This is a genomic window from Flavobacterium sp. NG2 (assembly GCF_034119845.1).
GTDB lineage: Bacteria > Bacteroidota > Bacteroidia > Flavobacteriales > Flavobacteriaceae > Flavobacterium.
In genome coordinates, this window is record NZ_CP139420.1 from 1560536 (window position 1) to 1579328 (window position 18793).

General features: G+C 35.3%; 10 protein-coding genes and 1 CRISPR repeat array (1 of these 11 only partly in view). All 10 genes read left to right on the forward strand.

Annotated elements, in window-relative coordinates:
* The first annotated feature begins 65 nt into the window (after positions 1-65).
* The 10 genes from SLW70_RS06675 to SLW70_RS06720 all read left to right on the forward strand — a co-directional run bounded on the left by SLW70_RS06675 (position 66) and on the right by SLW70_RS06720 (position 16813).
* Positions 66-1526, forward strand: coding sequence for a hypothetical protein (locus SLW70_RS06675; RefSeq protein WP_320891301.1), 1461 nt, complete (start codon positions 66-68; stop codon positions 1524-1526).
* A gap of 65 nt (positions 1527-1591) precedes the next feature.
* Positions 1592-2332 carry a hypothetical protein gene (locus SLW70_RS06680; RefSeq protein ID WP_220760051.1) on the forward strand — a complete coding sequence of 247 codons (741 nt, stop codon included), beginning with the start codon at positions 1592-1594 and terminating at the stop codon, positions 2330-2332.
* 10 nt (positions 2333-2342) lie between these two features.
* Complete coding sequence (locus SLW70_RS06685; protein WP_320891303.1) at positions 2343-5201, forward strand: CHAT domain-containing tetratricopeptide repeat protein; 2859 nt, start codon at positions 2343-2345, stop codon at positions 5199-5201.
* Between the two features lie 89 nt (positions 5202-5290).
* The gene (locus SLW70_RS06690) at positions 5291-6931 is read left to right on the forward strand and encodes a hypothetical protein (RefSeq protein WP_320891304.1); all 1641 of its coding nucleotides are present in this window, start codon (positions 5291-5293) and stop codon (positions 6929-6931) included.
* Positions 6932-6938: 7 nt separating this feature from the next.
* A complete protein-coding gene (locus SLW70_RS06695) occupies positions 6939-7676 on the forward strand; it encodes a DUF6498-containing protein (protein ID WP_320891306.1) in 738 nt (245 codons plus the stop codon).
* A 25-nt stretch (positions 7677-7701) separates the two neighbouring features.
* Positions 7702-7962, forward strand: a complete 261-nt coding sequence (locus tag SLW70_RS06700) for a hypothetical protein (protein WP_320891307.1) — start codon at positions 7702-7704, stop codon at positions 7960-7962.
* Entirely contained in the window at positions 7959-8600 is a 642-nt protein-coding gene (locus SLW70_RS06705; protein WP_320891309.1) for a response regulator transcription factor, read from the forward strand. The genes SLW70_RS06700 and SLW70_RS06705 overlap by 4 nt, the downstream gene beginning before the upstream one ends.
* 48 nt (positions 8601-8648) lie before the next feature.
* A complete protein-coding gene (locus SLW70_RS06710; RefSeq protein ID WP_320891310.1) occupies positions 8649-9290 on the forward strand; it encodes a DUF4230 domain-containing protein in 642 nt (213 codons plus the stop codon).
* Between the two features lie 175 nt (positions 9291-9465).
* A complete protein-coding gene (locus tag SLW70_RS06715) occupies positions 9466-14511 on the forward strand; it encodes a translocation/assembly module TamB domain-containing protein (protein WP_320891311.1) in 5046 nt (1681 codons plus the stop codon).
* Positions 14501-16813, forward strand: a complete 2313-nt coding sequence (locus SLW70_RS06720; RefSeq protein ID WP_320891765.1) for a BamA/TamA family outer membrane protein — start codon at positions 14501-14503, stop codon at positions 16811-16813. The genes SLW70_RS06715 and SLW70_RS06720 overlap by 11 nt, the downstream gene beginning before the upstream one ends.
* A 359-nt stretch (positions 16814-17172) precedes the next feature.
* Positions 17173-18793: direct repeats of the CRISPR family, unit length 36 nt; unit sequence GTTGTATATACCCTTCAAAATAAGGGCAGTCACAAC (it continues 130 nt past the right edge of the window).

Below are 18793 nucleotides of genomic sequence, written 5' to 3' on the forward strand. Positions count from 1 at the left end.
GGGCAATTGCCTTATTTATTCGTGTTTCCTGTTTGGTTTATTTTGTGATATTCAAATAACCCATTATGAGAGCGATACGATACTTGTTTTTATTTTTTGTAGGTAGCACAATAGCCCAAAACGGTTTGTTTACTAACATACAATGGAGTACTAAATTAAAACCCATACTCAATAAAGCAGAAACCCATTGCTTGCTTTGGAACGGCTCTAGCTATGGTTTAATCTATGATTTGACAACAGGAGAACAAGTAAAAGAAGTTATCCTAACAGGCTTTACTAAGAGTAGCAGTTTTGAAGCTCTTGTTTTTGATTATAGAAATGACAAAGCCATTATAGCAGGTTGGGACAATAGCGAACTAAAACCAGACCATTATTTCTTATGGGATGAAGCCTCAAATTCTTTTTTTCCAGGCAATAATTTTGCAAAACCCAATCATGGAAAAATTATCGATTTGATAGGAGATGAAATAGTTTTTTGTTTTACGATTTATAAAAAAGATAGCAAGGGGCGTCTTGATTTAGACAAACCCGAACATAGTTTTGTGCAATTTTACAATTGGAAAACTAAAAAATGGCGTGAAACCAAATACGACTACGAATTTGCCGTTGCTATTCCGTCTAAGAATTTATTGGGCTTTAAGGAAAAAAACAAAATAAAATACCTTGATATAAATACGCTTTCTTTTTTGGATACCACGACTGATTCGTATGACAATATTATCACGCATTATCAAGATGGAAAGGTTTATGCTGCTAAATACAATAAAGGAATTGATAAAGTAGCCTTGCTAGATGAAAAGACCTTGACCACAGGGAAATTCAGCAAACCACCTTCAACAAATAATTTGGATTATTATTGGGGTGCTTTATGGAAATACCAAATCCAACTGTTGAAGACCGAAAATAAAAGTTTAAATGCTCAGGATGTCGATTTAGTAATCACCAATAAGCAAACCAAAGAGGAAAAGAAAGCAAGAATCACGGCGGGTAGTAAGGAAGAGGTAGCTTTACTTCGGGATAGAGTTGAAACAATCAAAAATGCCCGTTTGAATCAAACAAAGAATGATTTAGCTAAAAAATATGCCGGTCAAACAGCTGATTTTAAGGAATGGGAAATCAATTTTCAGGACTTGCCTAAATCCTACGTACATAATTATCAAAACGCCAAAGGAAGAGATATAACTAATTTAAAAATGTCTCGAAGATTGTTCTTAACGCCTAATACCACGGTTTATGCGATTGGTAGAATATTTCAATGTGAGGAATCCAAAACCTTTTTGGTGATGCTCAGAGGGCCTCAGGCAGAAGGAACCGAATCAGTTTATGCGGTGCTTAAAACAGACCATTATGGCAATAGATTGCAATACCAAATCGTTGCAAGAACCCTCAGCAATAATTTAGGATATATCCAGATGGATGATTTTTCCATTTCGACCTATCTCAATAACAATACAACCATTGATGTTACTGAGAATTATATGGGAGAAAAAAAGAAAAAACAGTATAAAATATATTGTCTGAATTAACGAATAAACGCATTTACAAAACAAACCTCTTTCAATTTCAACTCACAAAATAAAAACTAATTATGATGAAAAAAATACTACCATTAGCCTTGTTGTTAGCCATTACAACCACTTGGGCACAATCTAATTTTAACAAACAACCAGGAAAAAAAGAGTTTAAAAAAGGAATGGTTACTTACGAATCGTTTACAGATTCTAACGGTGCTGTATCGTACGGATTTAGAATAAACGGACTAATTGTAGGACCCAATATGGTGTTGCATACCAATGGGAAATCTTCGTTTGTAAATTACAATCTTAGTAGCCAAATGGACGGAACTTTAATTGAAATGGATAAAAATTCGGGGACGATAGATTTGATTACCTACAGAGATGGCGAAAAAGATGGTCCGTCGTTCAAAATAACCAATGGAAAACCGAGCTCAAGTCAGCAATATAAGAATGGTAAAATTGACCCAAAAGGTTTTAATCCACCACCTCCTGGAAAATATGCCTTGCAAAAAGGGGATGGAAAAACAGGTTTGACGATGGAAAAATACGATAAAAGTTATGCTTTAGGCTATTTTATTCACGGATACAGAAATTTTCCGATGATTCATGTATGGAATGATGGAGACTCTTATTACGGGCAATATATGTTTGGAGAACGCAGAGGGTTTGGCGTTTTTTTCTATAAAAACGGAAATAAATACGTAGGCTATTGGGATGAGAATTATAGAGAAGGACTTGGTTTTTTAGTGGATAAAAACGGAGTAGTCATTGAAAAAGGCTATTATGATGACGGAAAATTAGTAACTCCATTATAATTTCAATTCTATGATGTCTTTGAAAAAAATAGCGATTCTATTTGGATTTTTTTGGTCATTAGTCGTAAGTGCGCAAAATGATTTCAATGCTTTTTACAGCACTTATTTAGAAGGCTATAAATCCAATGATTTGTCAAAAATGAAATCCGGAAGCGAAGGCCTGATGGTTAATTTTTCGGATGAGTTTGCTGGCTTTTATCTGAACTCGTACTATCAAATCCTAAAAGGAGATTTGAATCAGGCGCAACTAGCCAATACTCAGGCAATGAACATTCAGCCTTTGATATCATATCCCTATTACACACAGGCCTATATTGACTATCTCAATGGCAATACAGCAACTGCCATGAAAAATTTAGAATGGGCTGCTCAGTTGTGTACCTTTCCTTCACCCAAAGACATTATTGATGATATCGAAAAAATTGAGGCCATTACAAAGAAAGATTTATCGGGACTGAAAAACCAATGGAACTCCTATTACCAAACGAATTTTATTCAGCCTAAAATAAATTCTGCCAATGCTTTAGACCAATGCGTAAACGGTATTTTGACTAAGGGACAAAAGTGTGACAATCTGGACGCTCAATTTGCTTATTTTTCGACTTTAAAAAATGCCAATCCGTTATTTCAAAAAATGCTGCCCTTACTTAAAGCGGTAACGTATTATTACGGAAGAAATACAACAGCCAGCATTAAACAATTTGAAACCTTTATCGAAGGCAGCAAAAACATTGCTCAATTATACTGGAAAAGAAGTTACGCACTACATTTTTTATCAACCATCAAGAAAAATTCCTTTGACAGCCGTGGGGCTTTGTTGGATATCAATGAAGCGTTAGTCGATTATTCAAAGTTGCATTTCCCTTCGGTACATCAGGCGTATATGCAAATGCATAAAATTAATGTGATAGGGGATGTAGGCAGTAATGTGGAGGAAAAAGTTCAAATGGCATATCAATTGGAACAAACCGCTAACAAAATCAACAATGATTATTATAAGGCTCGAGCCTATGGAGTCATTGGCGCTACCAATTTTTTTAGTCGTGACCCTGTTGAAAAACAAAAAGCCACAGATTATATTTTGAAAGCCTATAATCTGGCAAAGAAAATACAAGATGACGACTTGTCAAATTCGGTTAATACTAACTATGCGATGATTAAAGCCAAACAAGGCTTGTTTGCTGAAGCAGTGCGTTTGAACGAAGAGGTAGCTACTAATTATTTGTCAAAAAAACAATTTCAAAAAGCGCAAAACAACTACAACAACCTTGGTTTTGTTTTCTACATGCAAAAAGAGTATGCTAATGCGATTGTTCAGTTTGAAAAAAGCATCGATTTAATTGATAAAGTAAAAAAAGACTTGAATGCCAAGCAAAAGTTGGAATACATGAATGCTGTTTCGGGAACTTTTGAGGCGATGATGATGTGTCTAAAAGAAACCAATAAGGTGGACAAACTTTTTGAAATGCAAGAAAAAACAAGAAGTGGTTATCTTAAAGAATTGCTCAACATCAATACAAATTTTGCAACGATAAAGGATGCTCAGGATATGCTTACCAATGAGGAAGTACTGCTTACTTTTTCGATAGGTCGTCCTGGGGAAATCATTATTACGGCGATTACTAAAAACAAAGCCGAAATACGCTACAATTATCCTATTGAGAATTTAATTGCTTTAAAAAAGTTTTATACCGATCGCATCAAAAAAGTACCTTCTGAATTGAACAAATACATGCAGGATTTTAATGTGGATTACGTCAACGGGAAATTGGTGCGTTATGCAGATAAAAGCAGCAATTACACCAAAGACGATTTTGTTACTTTAGTGCAATGGACTCGTGATGTTTTAGAAAATTCAGACAAACCCGATTATCAAAAACCACAAGCCGATTTTTTACATTTTTGGTACAATCTCACCTTGCAACCCGTACAAGATTTGGTTTCACAATACAAAAATGTCATTATTAGTGTGGCTTCGGAGTTGAATTATTTGCCTTTTGAAGCTTTCATTAGTCCCAAAAACCAATACTTTGTAAGTACTAATAATGTGCGTTATATTCCTAACGTAACCATTTGGAAAAAAATCGCAAACCGCCATTATAGTAATGACCGAAAATCCATTTTGGCTTATGGAGGCGCACAGTTTCAACCCTCAGGAAATGTAAAAGGAACGGTTCGTAATATGGAAGATTTTTACAAAGTTTCGGATGCGGTGACTAAAAAAATCCAGCAAGGGAATTACAATCTTAAACCAGAATTGGAAGCCGTAGGTTTTGGTGGTGCCAATTTCTTAGAAGGAACGCTCAAAGAAGTACAATTTATGGCTACGCTGTCAAAAGATGTTAAGGTGGTAACAGGACTGAATATGAGTGAATCCAACTTTAAAAAAGCCAATCTTTTGGGTGAATTAAAACAATACAAAAACATCCTTATTTCTACTCATGGTTTTACTGATGATGTGATACCTGAATTTAGTGGCGTGATGTTTTCGCAACCCAATGGAGGCGATGGCAAAGAAGATACGTTTTTGCTAGCTCCCGAAATTATGAAACTCAACCTCAATGCTGATATGACGGTTTTGAGTGCATGTAGTACCGCAGTAGGTAAATTGTACGGAGGAGAAGGAATTAATGGCTTGAATAACGCCTTCTTGATTGCGGGATCCAATAGCACTTTGCTTTCGTTGTGGCCCGTAAATGATGCTAGTACGGCGATAACCATGCAAATGTTGTTTAAAAAAGTAGTTCAAGAAAATGCCCAAACCAGTGTAGTCTTGAACGATATCAAACGTGCTTTTATCAACGGTGATATAGGTGAAGCAGCCAAATCACCCAAATATTGGGCGCCTTTTTTATACAACGGGAGATAGTTTTTGGAACCCAAACAAATAGGGCAATTGCCTTATGGTGTGTGACTTCCTTTTTTTTCAACTTTGATTGTACTTTAATTTTGATACTTATGAAACGATTTTTTACCCTATTCCTCTTATTCAGTCTCTCTTTGGTTAAGGGACAAAACTTCCCCAAAGTCGTATTAAAACATTATGATATTGTGACCAATGATGTCGTTGCAATAAATGAGATTTCCAGTTCTTACAATGGTGTTTCAAAAACATTTGGTGTTGAAAGAAAGACAGCGTACGAATTTGATGCAAACGGGTACAATACGGCGATTAAATATCCTTCGAGTGATTCCAAAACAATTATTTCGTATGATAAAAAATACACCCAACAAACCAAACAAATTAATGATAAAAAATATGTTGAATACCTAATCGTAACTCCAGAACGTTATTATATTATGCCCACAAATGACGTGGAGAAAAACAGCGATGGTTCTGTCAAGAAAATAACGTATAAGGATTTGACTAACAAAAAAGATTTCGATTATAATTTTAGTTATAAGGGAGGTATTACAACCATTACGTCAACAGGTAGTTTTAATTTGACTCAACGGTTTTCTTCTGATGGATTAATGCTTTCGGAAGCCACGGATTTATTAAATACGTATTGTTTTTATAATAATCCAAAGACTAAATTGCTCTCTCAAAAAATATCAAAATTAAATAAAGGCGGTTCGGATATTTATTATGTATCGCTATATGAATACGATACACAAGGCAATTGGATAGTACGTTATAACTTTTCGACGATTCCTACGTATGGAACAATGGGGAATTTGATACAGTCGGTTACCGTTAGGGAATTGTTTTATAAAAAAGACAATAAGACCGGCTATACGACCATACCTGAAAATATTAAAAATAAGGCTATCAATCTTCGAACGAGCATTTCGGTTACTAAATTAGAGACTAATAATTACGAGAGTTTTCCAGTTTATATTGATTTTGATAAAAATCTTAACTCTCAAGCAAGTCTTAGCAATCCAAGTACACCTAGTAGTCCAAGTACACCAAACTCTCCACAACCCATGAGTGTGGATGTAAAATGTAGAGGGAATTGCCAAGATGGTTGGGGAACCTATACGTATGACAATGGTTATTATGACGGTTTTTGGAAAAACGGCCAAAAAAACGGCTACGGTCTATATTCGTGGAATACAGGAGCTAAATATTTTGGAAACTGGGAAAACAATCAAATGTCGGGTTATGGTGAAACGATATTAAGTAACGGTGACCTTCATTTTGGGTTATACAAAAACAACAAATATGATGGGGCAGGAGTGTTCTTTAACAAAGAAAAAAACAAATACGAACACAACATTTACCAAGAGGGAAATTTTCTAAAAACAGCGGGTTATATAACCATTCCAGGCGCAACTACAGGTTGTACAGCAGGACAGTGTTATAATGGTTATGGACGCTATGTATTTCCAAATGGCGATCAATACTACGGACTTTTTGTAAATGGAGCGATGCATGTAGGAAGTTTTATTTTTAAAAATGGAGATGTTTACATGGGCGAATTCAATGATAAAAATCAATTCTCAGGCTACGGATTTTATAAATTCAAAGAATCTGGTGATTTCTATCGAGGCAATTGGGCTGCTGGTAAATATGATGGTTGTGGTTACGGTTTTTTTAACAAACAAACGAGCCGTGGCGAATTTAAAAATGGGGTTTTGGTAAACAAAATGTGATCAGACCATGGGGGAACTTAGTAAAATAGTGGCGGTTTTACCTTCCTATCAAGGAGTGTATTGGAATGCCCTGTTTTTAATAGTGTTGTTGTTTCTTGGAAAAGCGAATCCTATGGCCATTGTTTTTGCGTATGTGTTAGAGACGATTATCATAGGTGTGTTTCATGTAGGAAAACTGATTTTAATCCTCCGTAACAATCCTTTGGAGAAAACACAATCTGCGATTACGTCTTATTTCACAATTCCTTTCTTTTTACTCCATTATGGTTTTTTTGTAGCTATTCAAAGTGTTTTTATTTATATCGGTTTTGCAATCAAAGACGAACGCTTTTCAACCTCGTTGCAAGCGAGTAACTTTCTTTCTATTCTATCGTTAGAAGGATTTTATTGGGTGTTCCTTTCCTTGATAGCAACTCATTCGATACAGTTTTATTTCCATTTTTATAAAAATAAAAAATACAATGAGTATAGTTTGAATCGGTATTTTATGAAACCTTATTTGCGGATTTTCATTCAGCAATTTTTAGCCATTATACCGTTCTTCTTTTTGATTGTTTATGACCATGTGGGAATAATAGCGGCTTTGTTGCTCATTGGGATGCGAACATTTCTAGATGTTTATCTTAGTGAATTAGCACGTCATCCAGAGAAATTAAATAAGGTAGCGCGCTCTTTGATGAAAACCAATAAACCCGAAGAATTACCCGAAATCAAAAAAACATTGCAGGTTTTTTTGGAAGACTAAAATGAAAGCAAAACAAGGATGAAAGATGAGTGTATTGTTAATTTTATTATTTTTAGTAGGTTTGGTACTAGTAATGTGTTGCATCCAAGCCATCGCTAAGTCCAAAAAAGAACACCAAGTTTTGATGGAACAAATTGAGGATCAATTAGGACTTCAAAAAGAAACCCAGCAGGATTTGCAAAAGAACGCAAAACAAGATTGGGTGTCGATGATTTATTTTAAGTTAAAAATCATCCAACAACAAGTATATTTACTATCGGAAATTTCTAAAGAAAGGGAACCATGAAAATAGCCATTATAGATGATAATCACTTTTTAATTCAGTCAGTCAAAGAAAAATTATCTTTTTTTGAAGAAGTAGAAATCAAATTTACAGCTTGTGATGGGAATGATTTGATGGAAAAATTAGAGAACCACTACCATCTCGATGTGTTGTTAATGGATATCGAAATGCCCGTGATGAATGGAATCGAGGCTACCTTGTTAGTCAAACAAAAGTATCCTCATATCAAAATTATCATGCTCACCGTTTTTGATAACGACGAAAATATATTTAATGCCATAAAAGCGGGTGCCGATGGCTATTTGTTGAAAGATGTAAACCCTCATACCTTGTTCAACGGAATCGTGGAGACTTTAAATGGTGGTGCTGCCATGAATCCTTCAATCGCGATGAAAACACTAAAACTCTTGCGCAATCCAGTGGATTTTAATCTTGATAATCCAGAAGATTTTAATCTTACCGCTAGAGAAATCGATGTTTTAGAACAACTAGCTCAAGGATTAAGTTATACCGTTATTGCGCAAAATATGTTTTTGTCGCCATCGACCATTCGCAAACACATTGAAAATATTTATAGCAAATTACAAGTGCATTCTAAACTAGAAGCCGTTCAAAAAGCCCAACGAAATAATTTGATTTGAGTTAAAACTATAACGCCACTTTTTATATCTTCGTTCAAAAATTAAGATATGGCTTATACTTCTAAACTGGCAGAATTTAGAAAATGGTTTACCATCCTGCTTTTGGCATTGGTTTTGTTTTTTGGCTATCAATATTTTTCGAAAAAAGACAATAGTTCTACTATAGAATACGATACAGCACTAATCCAGTCCCAAATTAAAAATGTCGCGAAACTGGTAGTTACCGAAGGACATTTCTCCGAGGTACTTACCTATAAAGACCAACGCAAAACCTATATTCCAGGGCTTACTTTTGATAAAAAAGCATTGGTGGTTGTCAATGCTGAAGTGACTGTTGCTTTTGATATGAGTCAATTAACCTATGATATTGATGCCGAAAATAAAACTTTGACATTGACAAATATTCCTGAGGAAGAGATCAAAATCTATCCCGAACTTAAATATTACGATGTCGAGTCTAGCCGATTCAATGAATTTACAGGTAGTGATTATAATAAAGTTGCTAAAATTGCCAAAGCTAATATTGCTAAGAAAATCGAAAAATCAACACTTAAATCCAATGCCAAAAACCGATTAATCTCTGAACTTTCAAAATTATTGATTGTCACGAAGTCTATGGGGTGGAAATTAGAGTATCAAGGTAAGATAGTTGAAAATGAAAGTGACTTGACTCAAAAAGTGAAATTATAATAGTAGAGAAAGAGGAATTATCCTCTTTTTTTATGCTTTCTAGTTAAATGAGTAGCTAGTAGTCATTCAAATTTTAAAACATTTAAAAAAAATCATGTAAGAAGAAGTCTTTAATTTTATAGGAGATTTGTAAATTAAGGGATTCTAAGGCAAAATGATAAGCTATTGATGTTATATGAACAGTAAATTAACTTCTTATTTTAAAAAAATATTGCGAGTATTGTTTTGGTCTGCCCTTACAATAGTGGCTCTTTTGTTGTTATTAATAGGATTAATCCAAGTTCCAGCTGTTCAGAATTTTGCAAAAGACAAGGCTATTACTTTTTTGAATAACAAAATAAAAACAAAAAGTAGTCTAGATAAAATTGCGATAAGTTTTCCCAAAAACATAGTTCTTGAAGGGTTTTATTTTGAAGATCAAAAAAAAGACACCTTACTGGCAGGAAAACGCTTGGAAGTAGATATCGATTTGTTTAAAATTTTGAACAACCAAATTGAAATTAATTCGGTTGCATTGGAAGGAGTTACCGCTTCGATTTCTAGAGACAAGGATTCCATTTTTAATTTTGATTACATCATCAAAGCTTTCGAGTCGCCTGATCCGAAAGATCCGAATAGCAAACCTTATGTCATATCAGTAGTTGATGTTGATTTAAAAAACATTCGTTTTAATTTTAAAGATGCTGTATCTAAGAATGACATTCGATTTAATTTGGAACATTTCAATACCGAGTTCAAAGCCTTCGATTTAAATAAAATGAACTTTGATATTCCAACAATTGAGTTGAGTGGTGCCAACCTTATTTTGAATCAAGATAGCTTGGATAAGGTAAAAGACATGGTTGTTACTAAAAAAGTTGAGGATAAAACTTCGACCACTGATTTGAGTTTGAAACTTAATAAAATCAAGCTTTCCAAAATCACTGTTCTTTACGATGATAAAGAGGGGAAATTGAAAACGAGTTTGAATCTTGGAGATTTGAAAGCGTTAATCAATGAATTTGATTTAAAAAAACAACTTGTGGACTTAGATTCGTTTGAAGTGCACAACTTGAAAGGGAATTTGGTATTGGGTAAAAAAGATAAAAAGCAATCTTCTGTAGCCGATGCGACTACAACAAATTCAAATAATTGGAAAGTACGTTTAAAGAATTTAGATTTAGAAAATATAGCTTTCAAATTTGATGATATGCAATCCAAACCGATAGCAAAGGGAATGGATTATAGTCATTTAGACCTAACAAATCTAAATGCAAAAGCAACAAAAATTAAGTATAGCAGGGATACGATTTCGGGAGGAATACAATCTTTGACTGTAAATGAAAAAAGCGGTTTGGCTATTCAACGTCTAGAAACGGAGTTTTTTCATGGTTCGAAACAAGCTTATCTTACGGGCTTGTATCTAAAATCACCTCAAACGTTGTTGAAGAACAAAATCAAATTAGCCTATGCTTCGGTTGATAATCTTTCGAAAAAAATAGGAGAAACTACGATTGATGCCCATTTAGAAAAGTCCAAAATAGGGTTTAAAGATATTCTGCTTTTCGCACCAGACCTTCAGAAGAATGAGCCTTTTTTGTCGAATCCAAATGCTGTTTTGTCGATTCATTCGCAAATCAAAGGAAAAGTAAATAATTTGACGATTCCTTATTTTCAGTTACAAGGCTTTGGTGAAACTAAACTGGATATTTCAGGCAAAATAAAAGGATTGCCCGAGTTCGAAAAATCATCTTTTGATTTGAATATAAAAGACCTAACCACGACTTCAAAAGATATTAATGCTTTAGTGCCAAAAGGGACTTTGCCAAAAACGATTCATTTGCCAAAACAATTAGCGGCTAAAGGAACTTTCAACGGAACCGTCAATAATTTTAAAACGAAATTAGCGCTAAATAGTAGTTACGGAAAAGCGGATATTGATGCTTTACTTGACCAACGAATTAAAAATAAGGAACGTTACGATGCGAAAGTGGCTTTTGATAATTTTGATTTGGGGAAACTCATTCAAAATGATTCTATTGGAAAAATTACGGTTAATGGAACTGCAAAAGGAACAGGATTTGATCCAAAAACAGCCAACGCACAACTGAAGGTACTACTTAAAAAAGCCAGTTTCAATAAATATAACTACACCAATATTAATCTTGATAGTGAAATTGCAAATGGTGATTTTAAACTGAAAAGCAAAAGTGATGATCCTAATCTCAAATACCAGTTGGCTGCCGAGGGTGGTTTTGATGGTAAATATCCTTCGGTTAATTTAAAATTGAATCTCGATATCGCTGATTTAGAAAAATTAAATTTACATGCGGGGACATTTAAACTTCGCGGAACTATTGCTGGAAACATCACCAATAGTAATCCTGATCAATTGAACGGAAAAGTAATCGGTTCGAACATTCAAATTTTAAAAGCAGCCGAGCCAATGATTTTGGATAACGTTGAAATTATTGCTTTTGCGAATGCACAAAAAAATAATATTACTGTAAAATCACCATTCCTTAAAGCAGAGATAGACGGGAAGTACCAATTGACAACTCTTGCGGATGCGATACAACATTCGATTTCAAAATACATAGATGTTCAAGGGGTAAAGAAAACGAAACCTTCAAACCAACAGTTAACCTTTAAAGTAGATGTACAAAACGATCCTATTTTGTATGAATTGATTCCAGGTCTAACCGGCTTAGAGACTATTACTATTACGGGTAAATACAATTCGCAAGGTGATAGTTTAGCGATAAAAGGAACTATTCCAAGGATTGTTTATGCTGATAATACATTTGCAAATGGTGTTATCCATGTAGAAACAGTAGAGAATGCATTGGATTATACACTTTCGATAGGTACGGTTGAAAACAGTGAATTCAAATTAGCAACCACGACTTTGTCAGGTAAAGCCAAAGACAATAAATTGGATTATGCTTTGCAAATTCAAGACAATGCTCAAAAAGAACAATATTATATCGCTGGAGATTTATCATCGGCTGAAGGTAAAAATAGTGTGAAGTTGGATGTTGATAAACTAAAATTAAACTATGATTCCTGGAAAGTTCACCCTGAAAACAAGATAGTGTTTGGAAATAATTCTTTGTATATCAATAAAATGGAATTAAGTAATGCATCGGATATGCTTAAAGTACAGTCGAAGTCTACACAAGATAATGCGCCATTAGATGTTCAGTTTTCGAACTTTAAAATAGGAACGTTGTTGAGCATGGTAAAAAAAGAGTCGCTATTGATGGATGGGGTAATCAATGGGACTGCTACCATCGAAAATGTGATGACGAAACCGACTTTTGTGTCTGATTTGACGGTAGCTGACTTTAGTTTTAAAGGAGATACAGTAGGAGATATTAGTTTGAAGGTAAACAATCAAACAGCCAATATGCTTTCTGCTGATGTAGCGCTTACAGGCGAAGGAAATGATGCTACTATTAAGGGGAAATACACCATTGATAAAGGTAATTTTGATTTGGATTTAGCGATTCAGAAATTAAATGTCAAAAGTGTTCAAGGTTTTTCGATGGGAAATATCAAGGAAGGAAAGGGAACTTTGTCAGGACAATTTAAGATTACAGGAACGACTGCAGCGCCTAAAGTAAATGGGGAATTGTTTTTCAATGACGCTGGATTCCGAATCACAAAACTAAATTCGTTTTTTGAGATAAAAGACCAGAAAATTACGCTCGCAAATGAAACCATTGCCTTTGATAATTTTACCGTTTATGATGAAAATAAAAACGCACTAAACTTAAACGGGAAAATGGTGACTCCTGATTTTAGAGCATATACTTTTGATTTAAGGTTAAAAGCGGATGATTTCAGAGCTATCAATTCAAAAGCTGCGGATAACAATATGTTTTATGGCGATTTGTTTTTGGATACCCAATTAAAAATTGGTGGAACCTTAGACAATCCGGTAGTTAGTGGTGATGTTCGAATCAATGAGGACACGAAATTCACCATTGTAATACCTCAGTCAGATCCATCAATTGTCGATAGAGAAGGCATTGTAGAGTTTGTTGATGAAGACAATATGTATTTAAAACAAACCGCAAAATTACAAGATGAATTGAATCAGTCAGGGGTTTTGGGTATGGATGTGGGAGTTGCCATTACGATTGATAAGGAAGCAGAGTTTACAATGATTATTGATCAAGGAAATGGGGATTATTTGAGTTTAAAAGGCGAAGCAGAACTTTTTGGAGGCATTGACCCGTCGGGTAAAACGACACTTACAGGAAGCTATGAGTTTGATGGAGGTTCCTATCAAATGAATTTTAACAACATCAAAAGAAAGTTTGATATTCAAAAAGGAAGTTCAATTGTTTGGAATGGCGAACCTACTTTGGCTAATGTAAATATTACAGCGATTTATAAAGTATCAGCAGCTCCTTTAGATTTGTTAGGAGATCAATTAGGAGCTGTGACAGATGGGGTTAGAAACACCTATAAACAGAAAATTCCATTTCAGACTTTGTTGAAAATGAAAGGGGAATTAATGAAGCCTGAAATTAGTTTTGATATCGTGTTACCTGATGGGAATTATGATGTTTCAGCAGATATTGTAACGGCTTCGCAAAATAAATTAGAACAATTACGTAAGGAGCCTTCGGCACTTAACAAGCAGGTTTTTGCCCTTTTATTACTCGGACGATTCATTGGCGAAAATCCATTTGCAAGCGAAAGTGGCGGTACTAGTGCGGAGTCTATTGCTAGACAAAGTGTAAGTAAGATTCTTTCGCAGCAACTCAATGATTTGGCGAGCGACTTAATTAGCGGTGTCGAATTAAGTTTTGATTTAGAATCCACGGAAGATTATACTTCAGGAGTCAAAGAAAACAGAACTGACTTGAATGTGGGGGTTTCTAAGAAATTATTAGACGACCGTTTGAAGGTTTCAGTAGGTAGTAATTTTGGATTAGAAGGACAAGAACGTGCTAACGAAACTGCCTCTAATATTGCAGGAAATGCTTCGATTGAATACCTGTTAAGTAAAGACGGAAGGTATAAATTAAGAGCTTATCGAAAAAACGAATACCAAGTAGCCATCCAAGGGGAAGTGGTTGAAACGGGAGTGGCATTTATTATTACAATGGAGTACAATAAATTCAGAGAGCTTTTCCAAAAAAGCAAAGAAGAAATCGATATTGCCAATAGGAAGAAACGAGAGAAAGAGAAAAAGGAACTCGAAAAAAAGAATGAAAATGATAAGTAGACCAGATATGAAAATCACCTATTTAAAATCCTTCTTGGTTTTAATCTCACTCTTTATGGTTGGCTGTGGGAATACAAAATTTTTGCCCAAAGGTGATTTGTTATACATTGGAGGAAAAGTAAAAGTCGAGGATTCAACATTGAACCGAAAAATGAAAAAGCAACTTCAATCTGAGTTGGCTGATTTATTGCGTCCGAAACCTAATAAAAAAATATTGGGACTTCGTCCAAAATTATTTTTTTACAATCTAGCGGGTGAGCCCACAAAAGATAAGGGATTTCGATATTGGTTGCGAAACAAAGTAGGGGAACCACCTGTTTTATTCAGTCAAGTCGATTTGGAACATAATGAAGCGGTGCTTCGCAATTATGTTGAAAACAAAGGCTTTTTCAAGTCCAAAACCAAGTCTGATTCGACTCGACACGGCAAAAGAGTCAAAGTAGGCTATACCGTAGCATTAGCAAAACAGTACAAAATAAAAGAAGTCTTTTGGCCAGAGGATTCTACCGCTTTAAGTCAGTCGATTAGTAAACTCAAAAGAAGAAGTCTTTTGGTTCCTGGAAGACCTTATGACTTAGAAACTATAAAATTAGAAAGAGAACGTATCGATGCGCGATTGAAAGAAAAGGGGTATTACTTTTTTAATCCTGATTATATTTTAGCACAAGTTGATAGTACCAAGGGGAATTATGAGTTAAGTATTCGATTAAAAATAAAAAATGAGACTCCATCTAAGGCCAAGCAACCTTATAAAATAAATGATATTGTGGTCTATCCTAATTACTCGATAATAGGAGATAGTACCGTTTATAAAAGAAAACACGCGATACAATACGATGATTTTACCATTATAGATACCACACAAACCTTTAATCCAAGGGTTTTTAGCCGTGCCTTGTATTTTAAAAAAGGTGATTTCTATAATCGTAAAAATCATAATTTGTCCCTTAATCGATTTGTGAATTTAGGTACTTTCAAATTTGTAAAAAACGAGTTTAGGGTAGATGATACCATTCCAAATACGTTAAACGCCTATTATTATTTGACTTTGTTGCCTAAGAAGTTTATCCGTTTAGAATTGGGTGCAAATACCAATTCAGCGGGCTATACCGGAACCGATTTAAAAATAAATTGGAGCAACCGAAATTTTTTTGGTGGAGCAGAATTGTTTTCACTTTCCCTTTTTGGTGGTGCTGATTTCCAAATTTCGGGCAATAACGGCGGTTATAATCTCTATACTTTTGGGGGCGAAGCTAGTTTGATTTGGCCTCGATTAGTAGCGCCATTTCATTGGGATGGTTCGAGCCAGTTTGTACCCAAAACCAAAGTAGCGGTGAGTTATCAACTGCAAAGTAGAGCACAGTTGTACACATTAAATTCTTTCAAAAGTTCGTTTGGTTATCTCTGGAAAGAAAATGCAAATACAGAGCATGAGTTAAAGGTTTTAGATGTGACTTTTGTCAGCGCCAGTAAAGTGACGGCACTGTATCGCGAAGAAATTGCACAAAATCCATCTTTGGCCAAGGTCATCGAAAAGCAATTTATCTTCGGTCCAACCTATTCGTACACCTTTACAAATACCAATAGTAAGCGAAAAAAGAATACGTTTTATTTCAACGCTGAGTTGGATTTAGCAGGGAATATTACCGGTTTAGTAACAGGAGCCAATATCAAAAAAGGCGATACCATCAAGATTTTTGATGTTCCTTTCAGTCAGTATGCCAAAATAAAAACCGATTTAAGGTATTATTTAAAATTAGGAAAAGATAGCAAACTCGCTACTCGTTTGATTTTGGGAGCTGGTTATGCTTATGGCAATAATACGGAGATGCCGTATTCTAAACAATTCGTGATTGGTGGTGCTAATAGTTTGCGTGCTTTTAGAGCACAATCGATAGGCCCAGGAACTTTTCAGGCTCCACCCAATGCTTCTGGTTTTTTGCCTGATGAAACAGGCGATATGAAAATAGAAATCAATGCCGAGTATCGTGCCAAACTCTTCAGTATTGTCGAAGGAGCTTTGTTTGTCGATGCGGGTAATGTATGGCTGTTAAACCCAAAAGCATCCAAACCAGGTGGGGAGTTTAGTCACGATTTCTTGAAACAAATGGCAGTAGGGACAGGGGCAGGATTGCGTTTCGACTTGTCATTTTTGACCCTCCGTACAGATTTTGCTTTCCCCATCAGGCAACCTTATTCCGTCAACGGCAGTAATTGGATACTCAAGGACGTCAATTTTGCTAGCCGCGATTGGATCAAAAACAACCTGATTTTCAACATCGCCATCGGTTATCCTTTCTAATCTTTTTTTAGGAGCTAATCCCGCTATCCGCTCTAATCTTGTGGCGGCTTAACGCCTGCCGCCACAAGGATTTCCGCTTCTATCAGGGCTAGGGGAGTAGTGGTGTGTTTAGTGATTTGTTTTCAAATTGTACCAAACCAAAATTCTTTTTAAACCAATCTTGGTTTATGTCAAATCGAGCGCAGTCGAGATACATTACTATATCTCGACTGCGCTCAATTTGATGAATTTAACTTTTTTATGAATATCGGTATTACAATCCGTGATCTTTGTCATTTTGATAAAGGAGCAATCTCGATAATTATTCAACTACCTTCATTCAATTCCTATAAATCCCTTTATTTTTAAGTAAACCTCAAGTTGTATATACCCTTCAAAATAAGGGCAGTCACAACTTGAATAGTTGTAGTACGTCAAAAATACAGGTTGTATATGCCCTTCAAAATAAGGGCAGTCACAACACTTCATTGAATTATAGACTTACATACGGGGTTGTATATACCCTTCAAAATAAGGGCAGTCACAACACGATTCCCGAAGAACAGATTTAGAAACCAGTTGTATATACCCTTCAAAATAAGGGCAGTCACAACTTTTACGAACGTCGTGAAGATCGTGACCAAGTTGTATATACCCTTCAAAATAAGGGCAGTCACAACGTTGCGACTGCTCCCTTGTACATGAATAGAGTTGTATATACCCTTCAAAATAAGGGCAGTCACAACTTTACAAATATCAATGGTATATCCAAATTGGTTGTATATACCCTTCAAAATAAGGGCAGTCACAACACGATTCCCGAAGAACAGATTTAGAAACCAGTTGTATATACCCTTCAAAATAAGGGCAGTCACAACTTTTACGAACGTCGTGAAGATCGTGACCAAGTTGTATATACCCTTCAAAATAAGGGCAGTCACAACCAAGTTGGATAAATGCAGAAGATATTGAAAGTTGTATATACCCTTCAAAATAAGGGCAGTCACAACTTGTAGCTCTATTGCCCAAATATGTTCTAGTTGTATATACCCTTCAAAATAAGGGCAGTCACAACAGTTTCTTATATTAAAAAACGTAAAAAATGGTTGTATATACCCTTCAAAATAAGGGCAGTCACAACCTTCTTAGATTGGATTAATCACGCTCAGCAGTTGTATATACCCTTCAAAATAAGGGCAGTCACAACAAGAAATACGGAAGAAGCACAGGAAGCACAGTTGTATATACCCTTCAAAATAAGGGCAGTCACAACCAAACGGCTATTAATGATGGATTAGCAAAGTTGTATATACCCTTCAAAATAAGGGCAGTCACAACCGGACGTTGAAGCCGTGAAGCACTTCATCAGTTGTATATACCCTTCAAAATAAGGGCAGTCACAACTTGTCAAACAACGATTTGCTTCGAAGCTTAGTTGTATATACCCTTCAAAATAAGGGCAGTCACAACTCGACCAGATTTTAGCGGTTCTAATATTATGTTGTATATACCCTTCAAAATAAGGGCAGTCACAACCCTAACGCTAAAGATATACGTTTTATAAAAGTTGTATATACCCTTCAAAATAAGGGCAGTCACAACCTTCTTAATGGTTGCAGGACTTGCAGCTACTGTTGTATATACCCTTCAAAATAAGGGCAGTCACAACAAAGTGGGTAACGTCACACTAGAGCAGATAGTTGTATATACCCTTCAAAATAAGGGCAGTCACAACTTTTTCGTTTTCATCAACTGTCACGTCAATGTTGTATATACCCTTCAAAATAAGGGCAGTCACAACGTTCGAGGCGAATACCCTTGTGCATTTATAGTTGTATATACCCTTCAAAATAAGGGCAGTCACAACAGATCAAGATGATTTAATCGAAGCTTACAAGTTGTATATACCCTTCAAAATAAGGGCAGTCACAACGTTTTTACCTGATTCTGGACTATAATAATAGTTGTATATACCCTTCAAAATAAGGGCAGTCACAACCA